We start from the raw sequence: 24,027 nt of genomic DNA, 5'->3' as shown, positions 1-24,027 counted from the left end.
CAGCCTCACTGCCTTAACCTGTACTCGAACCGTACCTTACCCCCAGGGGCTATGGGCCAACTATCTTTAAAATCGGTCACAGATTTAAGGATCGGCAAAAAGACAATTGAAATTCTCATTTCTTTTGCCATTTGTGGGAGTGACGATCGCTATAATCGTCATAGCTTGCCAAGGCAGACTTTGAACCAGTGGTTCAATTGCAAACGTGACAGGCTACCCAATCTCTCTCGCTACTCTTTGCGGGGACTGCGGACTTCTCCAGTCGCCTCGGTCCCCATTTGGCTCGCTTTGCGGTTTTCGCGCTGGATCGCGTCGTAAACCTCTTGGCGGTGCACAGGTATGCTTTGCGGAGCATCAATTCCTAATCGAACTTTATCGCCGCGGATATCGACAATCGTGATAACCACGTCGTCGCCGATCATTATGCTTTCGTCACGATGACGTGAAAGAACCAACATGGCGTCGTCCCTCGACTCGTATGCTAACAGTGCTTTGGCAGGCGTGATGGTCGACACGGCAAGTTACCAGCTTCGACCACGGCAATTACAATTCGGGTGCACAAGGATTGCCCCGACAGCATCATGTATCGGGCCGCCTGACCTCAATTTTCAAACTGCAAATTTTCAGAACGCTATCGCGCGGTTGTGCCGAACACACCGGGAGCTGTTGGGCACTCACGGTCGCCTCAAAGTCGGCACAACAGCTAGGCGCCGCAGGTTTGTCCCCACATTTTGTCGGCTCGCGGGATTCTTGGGGAAATCTGTATCGCCGCGAAACGGATGGTAGCGGGTGGTTGACGGCCTGCGAACTCGTTGCCGGCGAGTGCTGGAATTAAGCGGCCCGTCGCATGTGCAACGGCTGCATGGCGTGATTTCCCAAATCAATTGCATACCGCATGCTGTGTTGATCTTCCGTCACGACTTGGCAGCCCAACCTGCGATTGAGATTCAAGATCAACGGGGCCCGCAGGTTGGTAACAAGTGCGCCCGGGTTACCACTGATCGTCGTTAAGACGTAGGTTTCGTCTTCGCCCCGCAAGTGCAATGAGCCTAGCGAGCGTCGATTGATGCGGACTCGGTAACCTTCCACAAAAGCTCGCGGGCTGATCAACGGCAGCGCACGGTCTCCGCGGGAGGCCGACTGCAGCCAAGCGACCGCCGGTGTGCGTGGATCGGGTAACAATGCCCACTGCCGCAATGTTTCCATGCCAATTACACCGCGGGGAAATAAGAACAGCTCGCGTTCGTTAATTTCCAAGGTGCCAAAACGCGTGGTTTCGATACGCATGGTTGCCACATCCCAAAGCTTCGGGGCCTTGTTTTCAAAAGGACCACGCAACGTGCGAGCCACTTTCGGCTAACGCGCATGATTGAATGAGCAAATGACTCATCGCTCATTGCCGGCCAGCACATGTTTGGCCGCTGGGCAAGAGCTCGCGCAGCTTATTGACTATCGGTCGTGCACATGTCGGATCTTCGCTAAAACCGTTACAAGAAATTCAAGACGGTTAATCCCGCTGTGCGGCCGATCAGTTGCAAGCTGGCTTCCAAAGCGGCTTGGCGCGTGCTGATCTTGCTGATCACTTCGGTCAGGTCCGCATCGATCTCCTCGCTCCGACGGGCTTGCATCAGCACCGTTTGATCTTCTGCTTCGATCTTCAAAGCATCCACGTTGCGGGCACGAAAGCCAATTTCACCCCGCGCCGCCACGGTCTGCTCGAAATCTCCATCGAGCCGCGCCGTCAGCCGTTCGATTCCCCATTGGTCCCCCTCGCGAACTGCTTCCCGCAGACGCAGCAGCGTGTCGAGCGCGCCGGTTGGCTCCACCGGAGCTGGATCGCGTCCCTGCAGCACTGATAGGCCACCCACAACGCTGCCTGTTTGCTCCGACGCATCCACATCAATCAAGCCCAAGGCATTGCCTAAGTTGCTGCGCCCCAGTTGGCGGACCACGATGGGTTCCGAATCGACTGGCCCCCATAGCCGAAGACCGTTGCCAAACGGCGACAGCTCAGCAGTAATCCTCCGCACATCCTGGTTGGCGGGATGGCTGTTGATGGCGTTAATGACTTCGCCGACCGTTGTGAAACCGCTGGCGTCAATGTTCAGTTCGGTCCCGTCGGGGCGTTGGATCAACAGGTCGTCTTCTCCCGCCGGATTGACCCGCGCACCTTGTTCCGTCAACAACTCGCTCAAGGAGGTGTCGCCGTCACTGCTGCGGATGCCCAAATTTGTGGCGGCTAATCCTCCCCGCTCACCAATCGAGTACTCCACGCCACTCTTTAATAAACGCAGCTGCATGCTCCCGCTGGCCGGGTCCAACTCCGCACGGACCGCCGCCCCGGAACGATTGATGGCTGCCAACACGTCGTCAACCGTCTTGGCCGTTGAGAGGTTAATGTCAAACGTTTCGGAGCCGTACTCAATTCGAATGCCGTCGCTGACGTCGATCCCAGCTCCATTGTTCAAATCCGCCAATAACGTCAACCGAGTCGTTCGCGGTCCCAAAGCACCACCCACCAGCGGTGGTGCTTGCAAGGCCAGCGGATTCGACAAGTTCAATTGCACGCTGGTGCTGCTCCCCGGGGCATCATCGACTCCCAATGTGGCGTTTAGATTATCGGCAAAACGCAACGTGACCGAATCGGAACCAATGTCGAAAGCCAACGCGCGACCATCGAATCGCATTGCCTCGATCCGCTCTTTGATATCCCCCAATGTCACGCTGCCGGTCAAATCGACATCTTGCCAACCCGAGCCGTCGGTGATCCGCATCAACCCAGGCTTAATGCCTCGGCCGTCGCGCATGTCGATCAATCGCGTGTCGGGTGTCAAGGCTGTGACCAACGGGTCGCCTTTCACCGCGGGGCTGGCCAACCCCAATGCGTTCGCGCCGGTGGGCAACGTTTCCACCTTTACGTTACTACCCAAGCTCGGTCGCGCTACCGTTTCGTTTCCCTGATAAAGAATTCCGTCCAGCTCACGAAGCAGTGGAGTTTTCGTCGTCAGCACGCCACCGAAGACAGGCGTATCTTGGAAAGCTTGATTGCTTAAGTTCACCACGCGGCTGATGACTTGGTCGATCTCCTGCACCAATGCGCCACGTTCTTCGGGGGGCAGCACGTTCTGAGCCGCTGCCACCGCCGCTCCCCGAGCTTCGATCAGAGACTGATCAATAGCACCCAGGGCCGTATCGGCCGCTTGCAAAAAACTGGCCGTCGCCTGCGCATTGCGGGCTTGCTGCTCTGATAGCGCAATGCCGGAAGACAACCCCAGGGCGCGGGCAACCGCAGCCGGATCCTCCGAGCCGCTGAGCACCCGCCGTCCGGTGCTCAACTGGTTATACAGCGATTGCAAACTCGTTTGATCCGCATTCACTTGCCGAATCAATCGCTGCTGCTGTAACGTGTCACTACTACGCGGCGTTACGATCGGCAGCAGACTCATTCTGACTCAGCCCTCGAGCAGTGCCACTAAAGCAATGCCACAAATGCAATGCCACTAAAATGGAAACGGTGAACCATCTGCTTTGTTTTCGGTTCTTGCCAAGATTAAAGTTAAGCTAATCCGGAAAATCGTTATATTCTGACTCCCCGTTAATCCTGATCACCGACACTCGATAGGAGCTCTCGCAAGTATGGTCTGGATCGGCACGATGAATTTGACCCGCACGGTCGATCGGGGGCATTTTTATTGCCCCACCTGCGGCGCGAACTGTTCCTATCGACTCCGTAACCGACGTCCATTTTTGACGATTTACTTCATTCCCGTCGTGCCCATTGGTGGGGCGGAGCCATTTGTTCAGTGCGATGGTTGTAAGTCGTCTTGGGACATGACGGTGCTGGAACTGACCCGGGAAAGCCATGAGGCGGCTCAGCTTGCCCAGTTTCGCGAAGATGCCCTCAGGGCCACCGTGTTGGTTACGACCGCTGATGGTTCGATTTCCGAAGCTGAAATTGACGCCTTATTGGTGGTGTCGAGCAAGTTGTTCGAGCGCCCCATCGACCGCGAAGAACTGGGCGCCCTCTGCGCATCGGCCCTGCGGTTGGGAGTTTCCGCCCCCAATTATTTGCTGACGGTAAAACGGCAATGGTCGCCCGAACAATGCATCACCGTCCTCAAGGCCGCTTTCTTGGCTGCCTCCGCCGAGGGAGAGCTGAATCCGGCTCAATTGAAAATGCTCCGCGATCTGCAAGATCTGTTTAATCTCACCGACGCCGAGTACCAACAAGCCATTGAGGAAGCGCTGCTGCTGGGGACTTATTGATCAAGCGTGCAATTTCTTGATCGTCGCAATCGTGCGGTCGACTTCGTCAGCGGTGTTGTAGTGGACTAAACCCAGTCGCAACATGCCTAGAGGTTCACGCTCCAGCACGTGGCTCAGTTCCCAAGCGTAGTAGTTACCGTGCCACGCGAAGATGCCAGCTTCCCCCAACCGCGAGGCGAGCTCTGCCGGCGCTAAACGGTCACTGGTCAGCGAAATCGTGGGCATCCGCTCGCCGGCCCGGTGGGAGTCGGTGATTCCGTAAACTCGCAGATCTTCGATTTCTCCAAGACCCGCAAGCAACCGCCACACCAAATCGCTTTCGTAAGCCGTTACGTGCTTGAATACTGTTTCCAAGGCTTCACGGCGAAGGCTGGAAGGGTTCTCGGCAAGCGAGCGTCCCAAATCGGCCAAATAGTCAATTGCCGCCAGCGTGCCTGCCACGGAGGCGAAATTTTGCGTTCCCGTCATCCATTTTTCGGGCAGCGTATCGGGAGCCGGGTTGAGCTTATAGGGTGTGATGTGTTCCATCCGCTGGCGACGTCCCCATAAAATCCCCACGTGTGGCCCAAAAAATTTATAGGCCGAACAAGCTAAAAAGTCGCAGTTCCACGCTTGCACGTCGATCAGCCCATGCGGCGCGTAATGCACCGCATCGACAAACACCTCCGCGCCCACTTGATGGGCCAACTTGCTGATTTCAGCTATCGGGTTGACGGTGCCGACGCTGTTCGATGCCGCTCCCACGGCCACTAAGCGAGTCCGCTCACTGAGCAGATTGCGAAACGCTGCCATGTCCAGCGTACAGTCCGCCGTGTGGACTGGCACAAAATGCACGGTCGCGCCCGCATCATGCGCCGCCAATACCCACGGTCGCACATTGGCGTCGTGATCAAGCCGCGTCACGATAATCTCGTCGTCGCAACTCCATGTCCTGGCCAAGGCCCGTGAGAGGTGCATCGTCAACGTAGTCATGTTCCCGCCAAAGGCAATTTCGTCGGGATCGCTGGCACCCACAAAGTCCGCAGCCGCCCGGTGCGCTTCCGCGATGACGGCGTCATTCTCCCGGCTGGTCGCGAACGCGCCACCATGGTTGGCGTTGTGGTGCAGCAAGTGGTCGCGAACCGTGTCGGCGACCCGCTGGGGGACCTGAGTGCCGGCGGGTCCATCCAGATAGACGACAGGTTCGCCCGCTTGGACTCTCGCGAGGGCTGGAAATTGGTCCCGAATCGAGACCAGGTGTGCGTCAGTCAGTCCCGCTGTTGGCTTGGCCGTATCAGTCATAAGAATTGCCTTGGTAACTTAGGTGTTCACGGAGAGTTGGGAAGGTCTAGGAAATGTTGCCGACTGTAACGGATTTCCGGCCAGAAAGGTTCATGCAGCGCCCTGCTGGAAACCGAATTCTATCCGATGAGTCGAGTTACCGAGCGTCGATGATCCGCGAACCCAGGGACGGAGACAATGGCCCGACTGATTTGCTTGCAACTTTGCCTGCTGCTGGTCGCTCCATGGGGAGCTGACGGGGCAGAACCGTTGCAGCCCAGTCTCACGGTGCAGTTAAAGCCGACACGACCCGAACGGGTTGCGCCGGTGATTACCGCGTTGGCGGCGGACCCCCGCGGTCAATTGCTGGCCGTGGCGGGAGATGATCATGTGATCCGCGTGCTTTCCACTGCCGACTGGAGCGTGGTCGCGTCGCTGGATCTGCACCGCGATTGGATTCGCGATCTGCATTTTAGCGGCGATGGTCGCTTATTGGCTTCGGTCGCTAACGACGGCCGGCTCATCCTCTGGGAGCGCGACCAGCGTTGGCGGACCGTCGAGGCGTTGGGTGAAGTCGCCGCGCTGCGTGCCGTGCGTTTTTCACCAGACAGTTCCATGGTGGCGACCGTCGGGTTCGCTCCCGAAGTCTATTTAGTCGGCGTCGACAGTGATCGACGTCCCCGGTTGAATTGCGGCTGTCAAGATTTGCGGGCGATCGCTTATCGCCACGACGGGCTACTCTTGGGGGTGGCCGGTCGCAGCGGTGACTTGCATTTATACGATGCGATTACGGGTTCGACGATCGAGGATGTTCAACTCCACAGCCGACGTATCAACGCCATGTCCTTCATTGGAGAGACGGGGCGAACGCTAACCGTCGGGGATGATGGTCATGTGGTGGTTTACGATACCACCGACCGCCGCGTGGTGCACACGATAAAAATCCCGCGCACGAAATTGTTGTCGGCTTGCGTGATCGAGGGTTCGTTCGCCGCGGTGGGTGGTACCGACAACACGATCCACATCATTGATTTAGAAACGGGTGAGCTTGTCCAGCGACTGGTTGGCCATAGCGGGTCAGTTTCCTCGCTGGCCTATCGGGAGGGCACGCTCTACTCGGGCAGCTTCGATACCACGATGCGGGCTTGGTCGGTAGCAAATTTCTCGGGCACCGCGAGGGTCGCTGGCGCGGATGCCGCTCAGGCTCCCGATGCTCGTACCAGTCGGTTACCTTAAAATTTCGCTCCCGATCTGAATACAACCAAAGCGGTTCAACGATTCGCACACGGAGGTGCGCAGCATGTGGGTGTTTGGCAAACGCACGAAGAGAGAACGACGTGACCTGTTAGCGGCAAACCTGCGGCGACGGATTCGTCCTGAGTTGCTGGAGTCGCGGTTGCTGATGGCTGCCGATCCCGTGCATGTGGGCATGGTTTACATCGAGGAGGATCAAGGTTCCGACAATCTTCCCGATACGTTCGTTGTCTCGTTTACTGGCGGAGCTCCCAACACTGAACTGACCGAACTCCGTGTCTCGACTGATAAACTAGGCGACGGATTCTCAGTCAATGATTTAATTTTCGACACCGAACTCGGGGGCATCGGGAAAGATGCGGCACACCCGTTTACTGTTGTGGAACTCACCTCGGCTGATCCGAGGGCTGCGGTGGTGGGAATTGTTGAGGATGGCAGCCAGCTCTTGATCCTTCAATTTAGACATTTCCAGGCCGGTGATAAACTTGAGTTTACCATCGATCTGGATCAGATACTTTACGTCGAACCGAACGGCGAACTCGACAATGACGAACTCGACGTGATTGTCAGCGGGCAAGAGTTTCATCGCTCGATCCTGGGGGCCAGCTTTGCGGCGCCACACTATGAACTGGCGGGTGGGCAAGACATCTTCCTGAATGACTATGGCGATCCGCAAAGCGAGTATGGTTTAGATCTGCCGATTGACCTGGGGGGCGCTAAAGATCAAGACAATCGCACCGCCGGTGCAATCGTCACGGCTCAACAGGTTCCCAAGCCAGTCTCCATCGCTGGTACTGTGTTCGCTGATGACAATTTGAATCTCAACCTGGATGCTGGAGAGACATTGCTGCGCGATGTCGAAATCGAGCTGTGGAAACTTGATACCAACACGAATCAATATGTCGACACCGGCCTTTTCACCCGCACCGATGCCAACGGCAATTACCAGTTCGGTACCGATTTGGGGCTAGCTCCTGGCACCTATCGAGTCATTGAAACCCAGCCGGATGGCTATTTCAGCGTGGGTGCTATTCCGGGAACGGTGGCTGGTGTCGACACCGGCACGGTGGAGACCGCGGACATCCTCAGCCAAATCGCCTTGCCACTGGGTGATCTGCACGCCGTGGATTTTGATTTTGCCGAAGCGCGTCCCGCCGCGATCAGTGGTTATGTGTACCGCGACGACAGCGATGACGGCATTCGTGACGCGGGCGAGGTGGGGATTGAAGGTGTGCGCGTGCGTTTGGTGCCAATCAACACCATTGCTCCCCAAACGCCCATGGTGCAAACGACAGCCGCCGATGGCTCCTATCGCTTCGAGGGCCTGTCCCCAGGAACGTATCGCATCGAACAGCTCGACCAACCGGCACCCTACACCGATGGTCTTGATCGGGCTGGTACCATCAATGGCGTCCAGGTTGGTGCCGCGGTAAATCCGGGTGATGAGATTCGCGGCATTAGTTTGGCTGGTGGCGTGAATGGGATTGAATACAACTTGGGCGAACTTCCTTTAGGCTCGATCGCCGGCGGTGTCTATCTGGTGCCCCCGGGGGAAGACTGTGAGGATGTTGGTTTCGACGATGGGATCCCGCTGGAAGGCGTAGAAGTTCGACTTTTTGATGAAGCGGATAACTTAGTGGCGGTGGTGTTTACCGGCGTTGATGGGCGGTATCGTTTTGATGATGTTCCCAAGGGAACGTATCGGATCGAAGAAATTACTCCCCCTGGTTTGCTCGATGGTGATGCCTCCGTGGGCCGCATCGATGGCATCGAAGTCGGTGTTGCCCTCGTCGATGGTAGTCTTTCGGAAATTCGTTTGCCGGCGGGACGCGATGGCGAGAGTTATGATTTCTGCGAAGCGGCACCAGCAAGCGTCTCTGGCTATGTTTATCACGACCGCTCGAATGACGGCTCCCGGGATGCCGGAGAATTGGGGATTCCCAATGCTACCGTCCGCCTCATCGATGCTGGCGGTAACGTTGTCGGCACCCAGCAAACGGACTCCAGCGGCTATTATGAATTTCGCAATATCCTGCCGGGCACTTATCGCTTAGAAGAAATTACTCCGGCAGGCTACCTGGATGGACTTGACCGCGCGGGAACCGTGGCGGGCATTGTCCAAGGTCGAGCGGTGAATCCCGGCGATGTGATTCAAGCGGTCAGTTTGCGACAAGGCCAAGCGGGTGTGGAGTATAATTTTGGAGAACTGCTTCCCGCCACTATCTCGGGACAGGTCCACGCCGATCTTGATGACGACTGCACGCTTGACCCTAATGAGCAAACGCTCAGCGGCGTCGTCATTCGCCTGTTAGATGCTGGCGGCCAGCAGCTTGCCGAGACCACCACGGATGCGGATGGCAAGTACGAGTTTACCGGCCTTCGTCCTGGGAAGTACACGGTTGTGCAAGAACAGCCGGCAGGTTTCTTTGATGGCGGTTTGGTCGTAGGCTCGACCGGCGGATTGATCGATGTGGCCAACCGAATCCGAGAAATTCCGGTCGGTTCGGGCGATTCCTCGGTGCAAAATAACTTCTGCGAGCACCCACCCAGCGAGATCAGCGGCAACGTCCATGTCGATCGCAATGCGGATGGAGTTCGTAACGCGGGCGAGCCATGGTTGGCGGGAGTCACCCTGGAGTTGCTCGATGAAAACGGCCAACGCATCGCCACCACGACGACCAATGATCAAGGATACTACGAATTCACCGATTTGCGGCAAGGCCGCTACAGCGTCCGCGAGACTCAACCGGTCGGCTATCTGCAAGGTGGCCAGCGAGCCGGCTCAAAGGGTGGCGACGCAGGGACGACCGATTGGATTCAAGATGTTGAAATCGGCTGGGGAGAAAACCTCATCGATTACGACTTTTGGGAAATTGAGCCCTCTTCGATTTCGGGGAGTGTGTTTGTCGATTCCAATGGCAATTGTGTGCATGAACCAACCCTAGGCGAACGCAGTTTGGCGGGAGTCACGATTCGCTTGCACGATGCAGATGGGCGCGTGTTGCAAACCACGCAGACCGATGCCAATGGCGAATATCATTTTGCTGACCTGCGTCCCGGAACGTATCGCATCAGTGAAGTGCAGCCCGCCGGGTTTTTCCAAGGAGGTGAAGTGGTCGGCTCCGGCGGAGGTCGCATTCTCGCGGAGGACCTGATCGGCGAAATCATGTTGGGTGCCAATCAAGATTTCGTGGATTACGATTTCTGCGAAATCGAGCCCTCGTCGATTGGTGGGATGGTCTTTATTGATTCCGACGAAGACTGTGTCTACGAACCGACGCTTGGCGAAAGTCCTCTGCAAGGTGTCGAAATTCGGCTGCATGATGAAACGGGCAACATCATTGCCACCACGACGACCGACGCCAGCGGGCGTTATCATTTTGCAAATCTGCGTCCTGGAACGTATCGGATCAGCGAAGTCCAACCTGCGGGGTTGTTTCATGGCGGTCAGACGGTCGGCAGCGGTGGCGGCGTGGTGCTGGCCGACGACCTGATCGGCGAGATCGAATTAGGGCCAGGACAAGACCTTGTCGACTATGACTTTTGCGAAGTCGAGCCCAGCTCGTTGGCAGGTTCCGTCTTCGTCGATTCCGATGGCGACTGTTTTTACGAGCCCCATCTTGGCGAGCGTCCGCTGGAGAACGTGGTCGTACACCTGCAGGATGAGCAGGGGACAGTCTTGCAAACCACCCGCACCGATGCTCAAGGACGTTACGAATTTTCCGGTTTGCGCTCCGGTCGCTACCGCGTCGCGGAGATTCAACCAGTCGGTTTTTTCCAGGGTGGACAAGTCGTCGGCAGTGGCGGTGGACGCGTGTTGGCCGATGACCTCATCGGCGCCATCGAGATTGGTCCCGGCCAACAGTTGACTGGCTATGATTTCTGCGAAGTTGTGGGCGGATCGCTCAGCGGTCGTGTTTGGGTTGACCAAGACACTGACGGAGAGTTTGACAACTCGGAACAACCGCTCGAGAACGTCGCGGTCGATCTGGTGGATGCAAACGGTGCTGTGGTTGCTTCCACCACGACCGACGTGAACGGCAATTATCAGTTTTCGGATTTGCCTCCAGGCGTTTATTCGGTGCGCGAATACCAGCCACTGGGGCTGTTCCATGGTGGTCAACATGCTGGGTCGCACGGCGGCGATGATCGCTTGGCTGATATCATCTCAGCTATCGCCGTCCCCGGCGGCGGCAACCTCGTTCATTATGATTTTCCAGAAGTGCCCCCAGCCTCAATCAGCGGGTTTGTGTTCCAGGATGGGCGGGACTTGGAAATGCCCAACGCACCCGCGCCAGAGGAGTTGCGGAAATACCAGGATGGTGTGTTGACGTCCGACGATCGCCGGTTGGCCGGGGTCACGCTTGAATTGCGGAACTTGCTGGGCGATACGATTGATGCCGCCACCGCGATCCCAGGGACATATGCCGATGGGCCCATCCGAGTAGTTACTGACGAGAATGGTTTCTATGAGTTCACCGGGCTTCGCCCTCGGGCCACCTATCACGTGTATCAGGTTCAGCCCGATGGCTTTATTGATGGGTTGGATACACCTGGTCAGACGGGCAACGGATTGGCGGTGAATACTGCTGATTTGGCCGGTAACCCGCAGCTGGGTGCCATCGTTTCTTCGCTTGCCCTCTCGGAAGAAACAAACCCCGGAACCGATGCAATCTTGTCAATCTTTGTGACTGCGGGCCAGCGAGTCAGTAACAACAACTTCAGTGAAATTCGCATCGATCCGCCACCACCTGGCCCACCGGGAGAAGATCCGGAGCCCCCAGTTAATCACATTCCTGACGTCGGTTTCGATACGTTCCTGCCTCCGGAGCGTCCCTTCTTGGGTTGGACTCCGCCGCCGATCGATTTGATTCCTTGGTTCGTTTGGAGGTCCAACGTCAGCTGGCACTTGAGTGTGATTAATGGTGGCGAACCACGTGATGCGGGCATTGAGGATGATAAGGTATTCATTCCGGCCGCCAACGAAGAACTCATGAAACGCTGGTCGGAAGCGAAGGCCAATAATGGTCAGTGGGAAGTCTATGATGCTGAGGGACAACCGCTCGTGGGTGCGCGATCGATTGTGGTCGGAGTGAGTGCTGGTATTCCCGTGGTCGGCGATTTTGACGGTGATGGCCAGGATGAGGCGGCGATCTATATTGATGGTGAATGGTTGGTTGACCTGAATGGCAACGGTCGCTGGGATAGTGGCGATTTGTGGTTGCTACTGGGCTCAGCAAAGGACCGCCCTGTCGTTGGTGATTGGGACGGCGACGGCAAACAAGACGTGGGGATTTTCGGGCCTGAGTGGCAACGCGATCCGCAAGTCATTCGACGCGACGCGGGGCTGCCAGGATTGAGCAATCGCAGTGAACGCGGGCATAAGAATTTGCCCCCAACGGAGGGCGACGCGGCGGTCGGTAAACGATTCTTGCGCAATACCGCCAAAGGGAAGATGCATGCCGACGTGATCGATCACGTGTTCCGCTACGGAGTCGATTCCGATGTCCCTTTGGTTGGCGATTGGAACGGAGATGGGATCGACACGATTGCCGTCTTCCGCGGAGGTGTTTGGCAATTGGATGCTGATGGAGATGGAAGGTGGTCGAACTCCGACGTGACAGCCGTCTTTGGGCAACCGGGTGATATCCCCCTGGTCGGCGATTGGAATGGCGACGGGATTGACCAACTGGCAGTGGTTCGCGGTGATCTATGGATTATTGATACCGATGGAGATCGTCGACTCACGGCTGCCGATCTTCAATTGCGAATCCCACGCGATCAAAACCAAGTGCCCGTGATGGGAGACTGGGACGGGGATGGACGCGATCAGCCGGGACTTTATCGCTATCAGGAGTCACGAACGGGGTCAGACTCACCTGCCGCCTAAGGAGCTTGCTGGGCTTGATCGCCGGACATCTGTTCCGCGATCACAGCTTCAAAGATCTGACGATTCGCTTCTCGATAGGCATCGCATTTTTGCGTAACCACGTTGGCGTGTGTCTCGCGCATCGCAAAAGCGAGCCACCGCAACTCGTCGGGCGAACGGGGCAGATCGTGTCGAGCTGGCAAGTTCATCAGCCGCAGGTTCGATTCGACGCTCCGCAAGTAGTTGTAGCTAGCCGATAAATGTCTGGCCCGCTCGACTGAAAGCCAGCCTTGTTTTCTCAGCAGTTGCAATCCGGCAAACGTGCCAACCCCCAGTTGCCCCGCCAGTTCGCCGGCGTGCCGTAACAGCAGCAGTTGGACGATGAGTTCAATATCCAACGTTCCCCCCAGCCCCCGCTTTAGATTCTCCGGGGCGGCCCCCTGTTGCGATTGATAACGCAGCTTCGCCGCTTCCTCGGCCATCTCGGTCCGCCAGGCGGGGGCTTGCAACGCCTCGGCAATCAACTTTCGCATCTCCTTTTCATTTGCCCCGCTATGGTAGATCACGCGGGCGTTGACCAATGCCAGACGCTGCCAAAGTGGACAACCAGGAGCACCGAAGTGGGCTGCGAATTGATCCTGAGTAATCGCCATCACGTGTCGATGGTGTGAAAATCGAATCCGTCCATCGAGATCGTAGAGCCGTCCCCAAGGTCCATAATTGCTAACTCGCTTGTTGATCCTTTGGGTTAACTCGTTGAAAAAATGACCATTGCTGGTTCCCTCGCGTCTACCTCCGGCAAGCGGTCGCGTTTGACCCTCCGCATCGTAGACAAACAGCATATCCAGGTCGCTGTGGTAGTTCGGTTCACGACCTCCCAATTTTCCCAACGCGATCATGCTCAGGTAACCTGGCTGGCCACTTTCCGCCATGGGGATTCCATACCGGTTGGTCATCATTTCCCATTCATACTCAGCAACCCGCCGCAAACAAGCTTCCGCGGTATCGGCAATCGCGCGGTGCGTATCAACGATCGAGTCGCGGCCCAACAGATCGCGGACTCCAATGCGCAACTGGGCTGAATTTTTGAAACTATGCAGAATGGGATCGAGGTCTTCGGCAAAACGACAGAGTTCGCGCGAGTTATTTTCCAACTGCTCGCCCAGCGGCAAGCGATCCAAGATCAGCGAGTCAATTAACTCGTCTAACATGCCCGGGTTGTTGACCAAGATGCCGGCCAAGTAGGGACTGGCCGCGCATAGGCGGACGCACAAACGTAACGTCGGTGGGGTCGATTGAAACAACTCCCACAAGGCAGCTTTTCCACCCAACGAGTCGCTGATCGCGGCCAGCCTTTCCAGTGTCGTATCGGGGTCGGGGGTGGCGGCGACTTCTTCCAGCAACTTCGGCGCTATCCCCGCCAAAAAATGACGACTGCGGCGGTCGCTTAGAAATCGTATCTGTTCCGTCGCCATCGACAGCAGTTGTTGAAACGCGACCTCAGGACGCTCAAACCCATAGCCCGAAAGTGTCCGCTCGACCACTTGCCGGTCAATTTCAGGGTCCAAAACCATTTCGGTTTCTAGCGGCATCTCCTCGCTATCAGGAAAGACGTCGTGCACCAAGTGGTCGACGATCCGCCGCGTCACGCGACGACGTTGTACCGTATCATTTCGCAGCGAGTGCGGATCGGGATGGCCCGCGGCGTCCACAAACCCCAGGCTATGGGCCGCACTCGTCCACGGTTCTTCATCACTGCCCGACTTGCCATCACTGTCCGGCTTGCCGTTCGCCTCAGCCAAACTGGCAAGTTGAAGGCGATGAGCAATTTTTCTCAGACCGGCATAGTGTTCACTCAGCAACGTTCGCTCCTGCATCGTCAAACAGCCAGCTTGTTCCAAAGCTTCGATTGCGCGAAATGTGTTGCCAACTCGCAGGGAGTTCAGATCCGTGCCGTTTAGCAGCCGCAGGAATTGCGTCACACCTTCGATCTCACCACTGGCAATCAGCGGGGCGTCAATGGGGAGCTGTTCGGCTGCCGCTGGTAAACCGGTACCGCGGCTGAGCTTTCGCCTGACCGCTCGAATCCCTTCCTGGTCGGCTGCTCCCAGATAGCGACGGTAGACCCAAGGCTCGATGCGGCGCATCCATTCGGCTCCCAACTGTTGGTCACCTGCAGCCACGCGGGCTTTCACTAGCGCCTGGCGCTGCCAAGTCCGTCCCGAATGGTCCAGCGATCGGGCGATCGTCTCGGCGTCGTAGATCAGCTTGCCGCTGGCGTCCTCGTTCAACCGTTGCCGCAAGCGATAGATCGTTGATTGAGGGGTGGTTCCTTGCAAAATCGCCTTTGTTGTTTCGATCCAAAGCTCGACAAACTCGTCTACCGGGGCCTGGGATGTCGCGCCCGCCTGTCCTCCTCCGGCCAACATTAACACGTCGATCGCTTGCCCGTAATCCATCTCCAAACCACCGTAAGGACCGTGCGCCAGAACGGTTAATGAGACGGGCCTCCCATCATCGCCGATCCTTGGTTCGCCGCGTCTTTTGACAGCGAATCGATACGCGGTGTCCAGCGCGGCCGACAAAATTGCGTCGGCGACATACGCCAGCTGTTCGCAGGTGCGGTCGACTTGCGCGTCGGAAACAACATCGCCGAAGCCGACTCGTAATAGCTCGCGATTTCGCAGCTGCCGTAGAATCTCGTTCGCTTGTGAAACCGAGCTTGCCGCCTGAGCGGCGGTCGCGAATTGCTCCACCAACGCCGTGCGGGCGACCGGGTTACTAACTTGCTCCACGCCCGTCAGTTGCAATAATTCGAGAGCTTGAGGGTCTGAAAGCAAACATTCGCCAATCCACGCCGAACTGCTCACCAGCCGTATGGCTTGGGTCAGTTTATCGGGGTTCTGCTGGAAATGACTCAGCATTCGCTGCGGCTCAGCAGCCTGGCAAATCATCTCCACGAACCAAGCGAAAACTGGATCGGCAGCCGGATGGTTCACCAAATGACTTGCCACATGTTGGACGGCAGCAGCAGCAAGATCGGTGGAATTTGCCGACTCACGCAGCTTTTCAAGCCGCGCCGTGGCTAATTCTGGATGACGAAATTTCACATTCAGGAGCAACGAATCGAGCCGTTGTGCGCTCGGTTGCGTAGAAAAAGCATCAGCGGTCATCAGGGACAACAAGATTGGAGTCAGAAGCTGGGCAAACACATTATAGCCAGCTGTCGCTCGGGGAAATGCGCCTCTTTGCCTTCAGATTTTAGCCGTGTCGCAGATCGACAAATTGCGTGCCTGTTTCGCAATTTCATCAGATGATGCAAAGAAGCAACATGAAATGTCCGTATCAGGCAACATCAACACCGAGAGCAAGACGGGGTAGGAATTCAAAAAGTTTCAGCAAGTGATTGCCAGTACGCAACTTAGGAGCAATTTTTGAAAGGCGTCGGGTAGTCGATGGTATTTCGCTCGCTTTAACTCCCACCGTCCCAACGATGAATCAGTCAACACGCCGATAGGGGAAAAGCATGGCGAAGAAGTTTCCAATCAGCTCGTCCATCCACGACGACGCCTTCGGAGCGGAAGAAGAGCGAGAATTGCGTCGTAAGGCGGCGATCTCAGGAGACGAACTCGCCGACGATATGCTCGATGAGGATGATGACGAATTCGGTGATGAAGAAGTAGTCGTCGATTCCACCGATGACCCCGTTCGCATGTACCTGATGCAAATGGGCCAGATCCCATTGCTCAGCCGCGAACAAGAAGTCTCCGCCGCCAAGAGTATCGAAGCCGCCCGCGAAGTTTATCGCCATATGATGATGGCGACCGATTTCATGCTCCAGTCCGCTTGCAAGTTGCTCGAGCAGGTCCGCGACGGCAAACTGCGGCTCGATCGCACGATCGAAGTCAGCGTGACCAACGCCTCGGCTAAAAAAGCGATCATGAAGCGGATCGTTCCTAACGTACAAACGCTGCGACACCTGCTCGAACAAAACCGCGTCGATTTTCTCACCGCCGTAAATCGTCAAGTCCCCATGACCGAACGTCGCGCTGCTTGGCGGCGCCTGACGGTGCGGCGCAACAAAGCTGTGCGTTTGGTGGAGGAGATGGACCTGCGGACGACGAAGTTGCAACCGCTATTCGAACGCGTTGAAGAAATTTCCCGCCGCATGGCCGAAATCCATCGCTTGTTGCGCGACCCCGTCGCCTTGCAAGCGCCAGGCATGCCCGACGAAACTCAGCTTCGCAGCGAATTGCGTCACCTCATGCGTTTGACTTACGAGACTCCCCGAACCCTGGCACGCCGCGTCGGGCGAACCGCCGAGCTCCGCGATCATTATGATGCGGCCAAGCGAGTGCTTTCTGCTGGTAACCTCCGCTTGGTTGTCTCCATCGCCAAAAAGTATCGCAACCGAGGTCTCTCTTTCCTGGACCTGATCCAAGAGGGCAATACCGGCTTGATGCGAGCGGTCGATAAATTTGAACACGCTCGTGGCTACAAATTCAGCACCTACGCAACTTGGTGGATTCGCCAAGCCATCACGCGAGCAATTGCTGATCAAAGCCGTACCATTCGAGTCCCCGTGCACATGATCGACACCATGAATAAAGTTCGCCAAATCACCCGTGAACTCGTGCAACGATTTGGTCGCGAACCGACTGCCGAAGAGATTGCTGAAACAGCTGGCCTCTCGCTCGACGACGCTCGCGTAATTCTCAAGATGAGCCGTCAGCCTCTCAGTCTCGATCAACCGATTGGAGACCATGAGGAATCGGTCTTCGGCGAATTCTTGGAGGATCATCGTGATGATGACCCCTTGATGGAAGCGAATCGTGAAGCGCTCAAGTCGCAAATCGATCGCGCCATGCAAACGCTGAATTATCGCGAACGTGAAATTCTCAAACTGCGTTACGGCTTGGCCGACGGCTATACCTACACGCTGGAGGAAGTTGGACGGATTTTCCAGGTCACGCGTGAACGGGTCCGACAAATCGAAAGTAAGGCGGTTCGTAAATTACAACAACCTTATCGCGCTAAATCCCTGGTCAGCTTCCTCGACGGTGCCGAACTAATGGCCGGCGATCCCGCCTCAGCCAGCGACTGAGCCAACGACCGAGGCGGCTATCTCTTGGTCGATTTTTGCTAACACTTCGCCGGACAGCGGGCGGGCCCCGGCAGTGTCTTGGATTTGCCAATCATACTTGGCGCCAACCAGTGCCGAAGTGACTCCCGGTTGTGAGATCGTCCAGCCGATCGCCAGCTTGGATACCGTCGTCTCGTACTCGCTCGCTAATTTCTGCAAACGATCAACCAACCGGTGAGTTCGCTCCCGAGCTGACCCCTGATAGATCGGGTACTTGGGACGCGAATCGGCGGCTGAAAACTGATGATTCCTGCTGATCGCGCCCGCTAGAATTCCTTTCATTAATGTCCAGTACACATGGACTGCGACCTCTCGTTGATGGCACCACGGCACAATCTCTTTGAGAATGTCCGTTTGCAACATGTTGAGCGGCAGTTGCACAGCTGTAGGCGGAATGACACTGGCGAAACGTTGCAACTCTGGCAAGCTAACATTGCAGACTCCAACTCGCTTTGCCAAGCCACGGTCACACAGTTCGGCGGTCGCCATCGCAGAGTCTTCAATCGGGACTTGCGGGTCGACGCTATGTAACATCAGTAAATCAAATTGCTCGATTCCCAATCGCTTTAAAGATGTTTCCGCGTCGCGCTTAATCGTCGCCGGCGAAGCGTCGATCACCCTCTGCTTTGCCCCGTCCCAGCGCTGGCCCACTTTACCGATAACGGCTATCGACTCATTGCTGACAGTGCTTACTTGAGAGATTACTTCTCCGAGCAGCCGATCGCATTCACCGTCAAAGCCATAGGAATAGGCGGTGTCGAACCAGCGCACTTCCATCCCGATCGCCACTTCGATCGCCTTGCGGCTCGTCTCTGCCTTGACGCCCGTGGAAGTAATACCGGCGATTGGCCAAAGCCCCATAATCACCGGTGGGTAAATTGTCGGTTGCATGCTAGAGCTCGCCAAATTTTTCCGACGAGAGAATGTCGACCGGATGAATCCCTTGGCCAATCCGTACCCCGCTCTTGAGTCCACGGGTCACAAATCGCTTGGCCTCCCCCACGATTTCAACCATTTGTTCCATGCTGGGGAAGCTGCTGTCTTTTCCAATGCCAACTGCGGCTCCCATTTGGAGTTCCGTGAGATCGCTCCGCCCCCGCATGGCCAAACCCGCGGCGATTGCAGCCGACAACACACAGCCGCTACCGTGGTTGCCGGCCGCTTCAATGTAGGGTGCGGAGAACTCATGCTCGCTGTCAGAGGAGACTAACAAGTCAACCGCTGCCTGCTCTAGTCGCGTTTTCAGGACCACATAGCGTGGTCCCATCGATAACATGTGTTGGGCCGCCGTCATGGCATCCGAAGTGGTTGAAATCGCTGCACGGCTGAGCCGCTCCGCTTCATGCCGGTTGGGAGTTACGATCGTCGCTGTCGGCAAGATTAGCTGCTGCAACGCCTCGATTGCCGCTTGGTCTACCAGGGCGTGGCCATGCTTGCTGATCATCACAGGATCCACGACGACCAACCGCGGGCGTTTCCTGGGAGGTAGATCGGCCATCGCTGCGGCCACAGCACGAACGGTCGCTGCGTTTCCCAACGCGCCAACCTTGATTACGTCAGGGTCGAGGTCTTCGCAAACCACGCCAACTTGCTCACCGATCAGATCTTCAGGCAGGAAGAATACCCGGCTGACTCCTCGCGTGTTTTGCACCGTCAACAAGGTAATTGCCGAAGCTCCGAAGACACCCAGCTGATGAATCGTTTTTAGATCAGCTTGAATGCCAGCACCACCGCTCGGGTCGGAGCCTCCAATCGTCAGCACGACGGGCAAATCATTGGCAGGTTGGGGCTGTGATGAACTCAACAAGATTCAGTCGCAGTTGGGGAAAAAGCTAAGGTCAGCGTGTGACGGAGAAGCGGCCCGACGTTATCGAAGTTAGCTTCCATTTGTGCCTTTGCCCAGTCCCCCGGCAGGCACGCCCCCGGCAGGCACGCCCCCGGCAGGCATGAGGAAATAAATGCAGTCCGAGCGGAACCACGTATAACCGGTTCCAATCGTAAACAGGCAGTACAGCATGATCGTCGCTGGGTGTGCTCCTGCTGCAAGCAGCCGGGGAGTGTCGAGTAAGCGGTCACCCGACACCCAAGCCAACGCGAGGTAGCAGCCGTTGGCAAGCAGGCAGAAGTCAGCAATAAACCAAGCCCAACGCTGGCGACTCAATGCTGCCAGTACCGCCGGTGTAGCCACGCCAACTAGCGGGCCCGCCCAAAGCGTAATCAGCGGATGCGGATCAGGCGAGTGCAAACTAAACGGCATCCGCCAGGGAACCAAGTCGTAGTCCGTCAGCGTCGCACCACACGCCAGCCCGCCGATGATGTGCCCAATCTCGTGCGTAAACGTCATCACAACCCAGGAAGCTGCCAGCAACACCACAAATCGAATAATGCGTTTTATCACTTGCGGTGATTCCATTAGCAAAGCCATGAGCCAGATCAAGTTCTGGCTACTACACTTGATTCCGAACGGCGCTGAGATGCATAACGATATCGCCGATATCATTCAAACCCTCACGCAAGGTTGCTTCGAAACGACCGCGTTTCAACTTAACGGCGAGTCCTTTAGCTCCACTTTTTCCGTTTCTGGGGCAGAAATTGATATAGGCAAAGACGGCTTCCTCGCACCAAAATCGTGAGTTACCACACTTACGACCCTGGGCAAGGAAGCCGCCATGATTTGCGTGCCACATCAGTTTAAACCAATGCTAGCCCGTTTTGTCATCAGCAACTGCAAAACCGGAGACCGCACGACGGTTGATTTTGTTTTTCGCCCCAGCAATCTTAGTCATTGGCGACCGCACTGTTTCCGGTGTCCTGCGTCTGCTCGACTTGATCACCCCGTTGAACCCTTCGACTTTCCCTCGACTCTTTTCGCACCGAAAATGGTCTTCATGTCATTTTGCGGAAATTATTTTGCGTTCTGTCACCGGAAGCGATTGTCGCTTGTTAGCAAGCTTGTCCCTGACGCCAATTTTTACAAGCTACCACCAAAACGTCGGGGCAAGGTCAATGGTCGACCGCGAGTCAAAGGTGATTCAATGCCTTCGCCAAAAGAAGTCGTCGCCAAGCGGAATGGAAAACGTAAGAAATTGCATGTACCGTGGTACGGCGGAGGCTGGAGGAATGTGGAAGTCATCACAGGGACTGGGCACTGGTTTAAAAGTGGCAAGGGGCTGGTGCCGATCCTCTGGGTGTAATTGCATGATCTTGATAGGAAACATCGCAACGAGTACTTCTTCACGACTTGCTTAGAAATGTCTGCCAGTGAGGTGATTCAACAGTATGGCGGGAGATGGAACATCGAAACAACCTTCCAAGAGATGCGTGCGCACTTGGGGTTAGAAACGACTCGTGGTTGGCATCGCAACACGGTGCTAAGAATGGCACCAAGCCTGTTTTTACTTTACACCATTGTTGTGACATTCTACAACACGCTGCCACAAAGAAGCCCTCACCTGCGCGAGCGTCTTGGATTGGCAAGGAAGTCATCACGTTCAGTGATATGATCATCAGCGTGCGGCATTACCTATGAATGATTTGGGTTTTCGGACGGGTGCCAGCAGGGGCAGCTATTCAAAAACTCCCACCGCCAATCCGCAAACTGCTAGACTTTGGGCTTACCCAGGCTGCCTAGCTTGCAAAAGTCGAGCTAAGAGGATGAGTTTCGGGCAGCATCCAAGTACCGGATGGCAAACAGGGGAACGGTAGCTCATAACCAAAGAGATCCCGGCCTGCTCACCACGGAGCACGGCTTGCGAGTTTTCAAAAATGGAAAGTCGTCTCTCCGTGCCCGGTGACGGCTGGCGTTCGTCGCTAGTCCGAGTAACCAACGTGAATTCACCAAACATGAGGTCTATCACGGTCGTCTTAGCTGTCCTTTTGCGCTGTATTTCTCTGCGCCACGCCAGACGACTACGTGATAACTTTGCGGGCTCCATTTGGACATGAAGTTGGCACTACAATCCGTCCGGCTGCCGCTCGTCGGATATCACGAATCTCGAAATGCTCAATCTGTGCGGCACGAAAGTGACGGATACCCGATCACGAAGGGATCACAGACGTGATGGCTGGCTTCGCCAGGGGCTAGCTTTGCTTTCGGTGTTCAAGGCCTTTCGTGATTTCGGTTTGTTTGGCCTCTCGGCTCCAAGATGACGCTTTTTCTGAAAGCGACGGTTAGCTTGCGGCCAGAATCAAATCAGACATTTCACCCAGGCTGGCAACGATATGCGTTGGTGCAGCGGAACGCAGTTGAGCTGCGGTGTGGGCAGCCATGGGCACGCCGAGGGTCATGCCACAATTGGCCCGCTTACCTTCCTCGATGTCAATCGCCGAGTCTCCGATCCTCTCAGTCAATTTGCTCAACTCCACGCCTGCCAGGCTCATGGCGAACCAAATCATGTCGGGTGCAGGGCGACCATTTGTAACATCACTGGCCGTTACTAGGCCATCAATATCCGTTCCCACCGTCCAGTCAATCTGGGCAATCAGGCTTTCAGCCGTGGCCCGATCGTAGCCAGTATTCAACACCACCTTGATGCCCATTTGCCGCAGTTTGGCAAATGTCTGCGATGCTCCCGGCTGCTCTTTTACATCCAGGGTCGCGTAGGCCGTGCATAATAGCTGTTTGAAGTCGTCGAAGATAGCATCAACCTCGGCGTCGGTATGGGGGGGGCCGTCGAGCAGCAACAACGCGAATCGCTTTAGATTTCTCCTTACCGGCTCCCGCTTCTTGCACCTGCTCCTGCGTGAATTGATAACCGGCTGCGTTGATAGCGGCTCGCACTGTCATATAAACCATGTTGTCCTCATCAACTGTCGTGCCTGCCATGTCAAAGACAACAAGTTGAATCATGCGATCATTCCTCGACGGGGCCAGGGTTTCAAGTAACGTGTGCGAACGAGGACCCCGCGCCGCCGCGATTGGATAATACGGGGGTATGCGTCGTTTGGCGAGTTCTAGCACTGCTATGTTAACGCAACTTCATTTTTTAACGTCGTCGTTTGAGCGTGCTGCCGACCGCGTTGACTACCGCAGTCGAGTTGATTTAAAGCCAAGTCTCAGTAGCATAGCGGCATTCCAGTCAAAGCTAGCCCGCCCAGGAGAAGTCAAAGTGGTTGTCATGAAACAGCCGTTGGTCGAGTCGATCAGCGGAGTAGCCGCTGTGCTGGAGACTTTATCCGCCAAGCGTCTGTTTTTGGTGCTCGACGTACCCGCATACCGAGCTTCAGGTGCGGAAGCCATCCTTGATCCACTTTTTCGCCAGCATGCGAGCGCACGCTTTACTGAGTTTGAGCTAAATCCAAAACTGGAGGATGTCACTCGCGGAATCAAATTGTACCGTGATTTCGAGCCTGATGTCGTGATTGCATTCGGGGGTGGCACGGCGATCGATTTGGCAAAATTAATTGGAGCGTTAGCCGAGCAAACCGCGAGCGCACGGAATATCGCCACCGGCATTGCGGCGATCGAGGTGGTTGGCAAACCATTGCTGGCGATTCCAACGACAGCCGGAACCGGTAGCGAGGCAACGCATTTTGCCGTCATTTACGTCGCTGGAGAAAAGTATTCAGTGGCCCACCGCTCATTGTTGCCGAATTATGCAATTGTCGATCCGACGTTGACGGCGAGTTTGCCCAGGCAGATCACGGCCGCCACGGGATTGGACGCATTCTGTCAAGCAATTGAATCGATTTGGGCGGTGGCGGCAAATGACGAATCGATTGGATATGCGACCGAAGCTGCTCGCCTAGCTTTTGATAATCTGGTGACTGCCAGCAATGCACCGACACTCGAAGCCAGGCGTGCGATGTGCCGTGCTTCGCATTTGGCTGGCAAGGCGATCAACATCACTAAGACCACAGCTCCACATGCCCTTTCCTATTTCCTGACCTCTCGCTTTGGCGTTCCCCACGGTATGGCGGTGGCCAGCACGCTGGCTGCGATGCTCGCCTTCAACGCCGCGGTTACCGACGAAGATTGTGTCGATCCTCGCGGAGCGGCCAGCGTTCATCAACGCATCGCTCAAATCTTGGAGCTGCTGCGTGCTGACGATGTCGATGACGCTTGCGCGAAAATCGCCGCCCTGCTCTCGCAGGTTGGCTGCCCGACCTTTGCGGAAGTCGTGGGCCCCAATGATTTGCTCGCCGTTGTCGATTCCGCTAATCTGCAAAGGCTATCCAACAATCCCCGGCGTGTGAATCGCAAACAATTGCTCGCGGTCCTTTTGCCTTAAACGGC

The 24,027-nt window shown here is 56.2% G+C and carries 18 protein-coding genes; 8 read left to right on the top strand and 10 right to left on the bottom strand.

Features of this window, described 5'->3' with window-relative positions; all coding sequences use genetic code 11:
• Window positions 1-230: 230 nt before the first annotated feature.
• From csrA to SH139x_RS18670, 3 genes are all read right to left on the bottom strand, one after another.
• Window positions 231-458, bottom strand: a complete 228-nt coding sequence (gene csrA / locus SH139x_RS18680; RefSeq protein WP_488356046.1) for a carbon storage regulator CsrA — start codon at window positions 456-458, stop codon at window positions 231-233.
• Window positions 459-831: 373 nt separating this feature from the next.
• A complete protein-coding gene (fliW, locus tag SH139x_RS18675; protein ID WP_488351282.1) occupies window positions 832-1,287 on the bottom strand; it encodes a flagellar assembly protein FliW in 456 nt (151 codons plus the stop codon).
• Between the two features lie 200 nt (window positions 1,288-1,487).
• Window positions 1,488-3,446: a flagellin gene (locus tag SH139x_RS18670; RefSeq protein ID WP_488351281.1), complete on the bottom strand. Its 1,959-nt coding sequence runs from the start codon at window positions 3,444-3,446 to the stop codon at window positions 1,488-1,490.
• Window positions 3,447-3,654: 208 nt separating this feature from the next.
• Here SH139x_RS18670 and SH139x_RS18665 point away from each other — a divergent pair, with 208 nt between their 5' ends.
• Window positions 3,655-4,266 (top strand): TerB family tellurite resistance protein, encoded by a 612-nt coding sequence (locus tag SH139x_RS18665; RefSeq protein ID WP_488351280.1) that lies wholly within the window; start codon window positions 3,655-3,657, stop codon window positions 4,264-4,266.
• Here SH139x_RS18665 and SH139x_RS18660 read toward each other — a convergent pair whose 3' ends face one another.
• Entirely contained in the window at window positions 4,267-5,547 is a 1,281-nt protein-coding gene (locus SH139x_RS18660) for a cysteine desulfurase-like protein (protein ID WP_488351279.1), read from the bottom strand. It abuts the gene before it with no gap.
• Between the two features lie 177 nt (window positions 5,548-5,724).
• Here SH139x_RS18660 and SH139x_RS18655 point away from each other — a divergent pair, with 177 nt between their 5' ends.
• Both SH139x_RS18655 and SH139x_RS18650 read left to right on the top strand, forming a co-directional pair.
• Complete coding sequence (locus SH139x_RS18655) at window positions 5,725-6,762, top strand: WD40 repeat domain-containing protein (RefSeq protein ID WP_488351278.1); 1,038 nt, start codon at window positions 5,725-5,727, stop codon at window positions 6,760-6,762.
• 64 nt (window positions 6,763-6,826) lie between these two features.
• Window positions 6,827-12,670, top strand: a complete 5,844-nt coding sequence (locus SH139x_RS18650; RefSeq protein ID WP_488351277.1) for an SdrD B-like domain-containing protein — start codon at window positions 6,827-6,829, stop codon at window positions 12,668-12,670.
• Here SH139x_RS18650 and SH139x_RS18645 read toward each other — a convergent pair.
• Window positions 12,667-15,822 carry a [protein-PII] uridylyltransferase family protein gene (locus tag SH139x_RS18645; protein WP_488351276.1) on the bottom strand — a complete coding sequence of 1,052 codons (3,156 nt, stop codon included), beginning with the start codon at window positions 15,820-15,822 and terminating at the stop codon, window positions 12,667-12,669. The genes SH139x_RS18650 and SH139x_RS18645 overlap by 4 nt on opposite strands.
• Before the next feature lie 353 nt (window positions 15,823-16,175).
• Here SH139x_RS18645 and SH139x_RS18640 point away from each other — a divergent pair, with 353 nt between their 5' ends.
• Window positions 16,176-17,753 carry a sigma-70 family RNA polymerase sigma factor gene (locus SH139x_RS18640; RefSeq protein WP_488351275.1) on the top strand — a complete coding sequence of 526 codons (1,578 nt, stop codon included), beginning with the start codon at window positions 16,176-16,178 and terminating at the stop codon, window positions 17,751-17,753.
• Here the strand turns inward: SH139x_RS18640 and SH139x_RS18635 are convergent.
• The 3 genes from SH139x_RS18635 to SH139x_RS18625 all read right to left on the bottom strand — a co-directional run bounded on the left by SH139x_RS18635 (window position 17,739) and on the right by SH139x_RS18625 (window position 20,217).
• Complete coding sequence (locus tag SH139x_RS18635; protein WP_488351274.1) at window positions 17,739-18,683, bottom strand: aldo/keto reductase; 945 nt, start codon at window positions 18,681-18,683, stop codon at window positions 17,739-17,741. The genes SH139x_RS18640 and SH139x_RS18635 overlap by 15 nt on opposite strands.
• A 1-nt stretch (window position 18,684) precedes the next feature.
• Window positions 18,685-19,596, bottom strand: a complete 912-nt coding sequence (gene thiD / locus SH139x_RS18630) for a bifunctional hydroxymethylpyrimidine kinase/phosphomethylpyrimidine kinase (RefSeq protein ID WP_488351273.1) — start codon at window positions 19,594-19,596, stop codon at window positions 18,685-18,687.
• 72 nt (window positions 19,597-19,668) lie between these two features.
• Window positions 19,669-20,217 carry a hypothetical protein gene (locus SH139x_RS18625; RefSeq protein WP_488351272.1) on the bottom strand — a complete coding sequence of 183 codons (549 nt, stop codon included), beginning with the start codon at window positions 20,215-20,217 and terminating at the stop codon, window positions 19,669-19,671.
• On the opposite strand from SH139x_RS18625, the gene SH139x_RS18620 reads away from it, so the two are divergent.
• The 3 genes from SH139x_RS18620 (at window position 20,216) to SH139x_RS18610 (ending at window position 21,295) form a co-directional block, all read left to right on the top strand.
• Window positions 20,216-20,425, top strand: a complete 210-nt coding sequence (locus tag SH139x_RS18620) for a hypothetical protein (protein WP_488351271.1) — start codon at window positions 20,216-20,218, stop codon at window positions 20,423-20,425. The genes SH139x_RS18625 and SH139x_RS18620 overlap by 2 nt on opposite strands.
• A 402-nt stretch (window positions 20,426-20,827) precedes the next feature.
• On the top strand, window positions 20,828-20,986 hold the full coding sequence (locus tag SH139x_RS18615) for a hypothetical protein (protein WP_488351270.1): 159 nt from the start codon (window positions 20,828-20,830) through the stop codon (window positions 20,984-20,986).
• Window positions 20,987-21,295 (top strand): hypothetical protein, encoded by a 309-nt coding sequence (locus SH139x_RS18610; protein WP_488351269.1) that lies wholly within the window; start codon window positions 20,987-20,989, stop codon window positions 21,293-21,295.
• 667 nt (window positions 21,296-21,962) lie between these two features.
• Here SH139x_RS18610 and SH139x_RS18605 read toward each other — a convergent pair.
• The gene (locus SH139x_RS18605; RefSeq protein ID WP_488351268.1) at window positions 21,963-22,478 is read right to left on the bottom strand and encodes an HAD family hydrolase; all 516 of its coding nucleotides are present in this window, start codon (window positions 22,476-22,478) and stop codon (window positions 21,963-21,965) included.
• Window positions 22,435-22,641, bottom strand: a complete 207-nt coding sequence (locus SH139x_RS18600; protein ID WP_488351267.1) for a hypothetical protein — start codon at window positions 22,639-22,641, stop codon at window positions 22,435-22,437. Before SH139x_RS18600 ends, SH139x_RS18605 begins: the two co-directional genes overlap by 44 nt.
• A gap of 268 nt (window positions 22,642-22,909) precedes the next feature.
• On the opposite strand from SH139x_RS18600, the gene SH139x_RS18595 reads away from it, so the two are divergent.
• On the top strand, window positions 22,910-24,022 hold the full coding sequence (locus tag SH139x_RS18595; RefSeq protein WP_488356045.1) for a phosphonoacetaldehyde reductase: 1,113 nt from the start codon (window positions 22,910-22,912) through the stop codon (window positions 24,020-24,022).
• The last annotated feature ends 5 nt before the right edge of the window (window positions 24,023-24,027 follow it).

Origin of the sequence: Kothea flammea, assembly GCF_052161645.1 — a bacterium.
Lineage (GTDB): Bacteria > Planctomycetota > Planctomycetia > Pirellulales > Pirellulaceae > Laterigemmans.
This window is presented reverse-complemented; position numbering and strand designations above follow the sequence as displayed.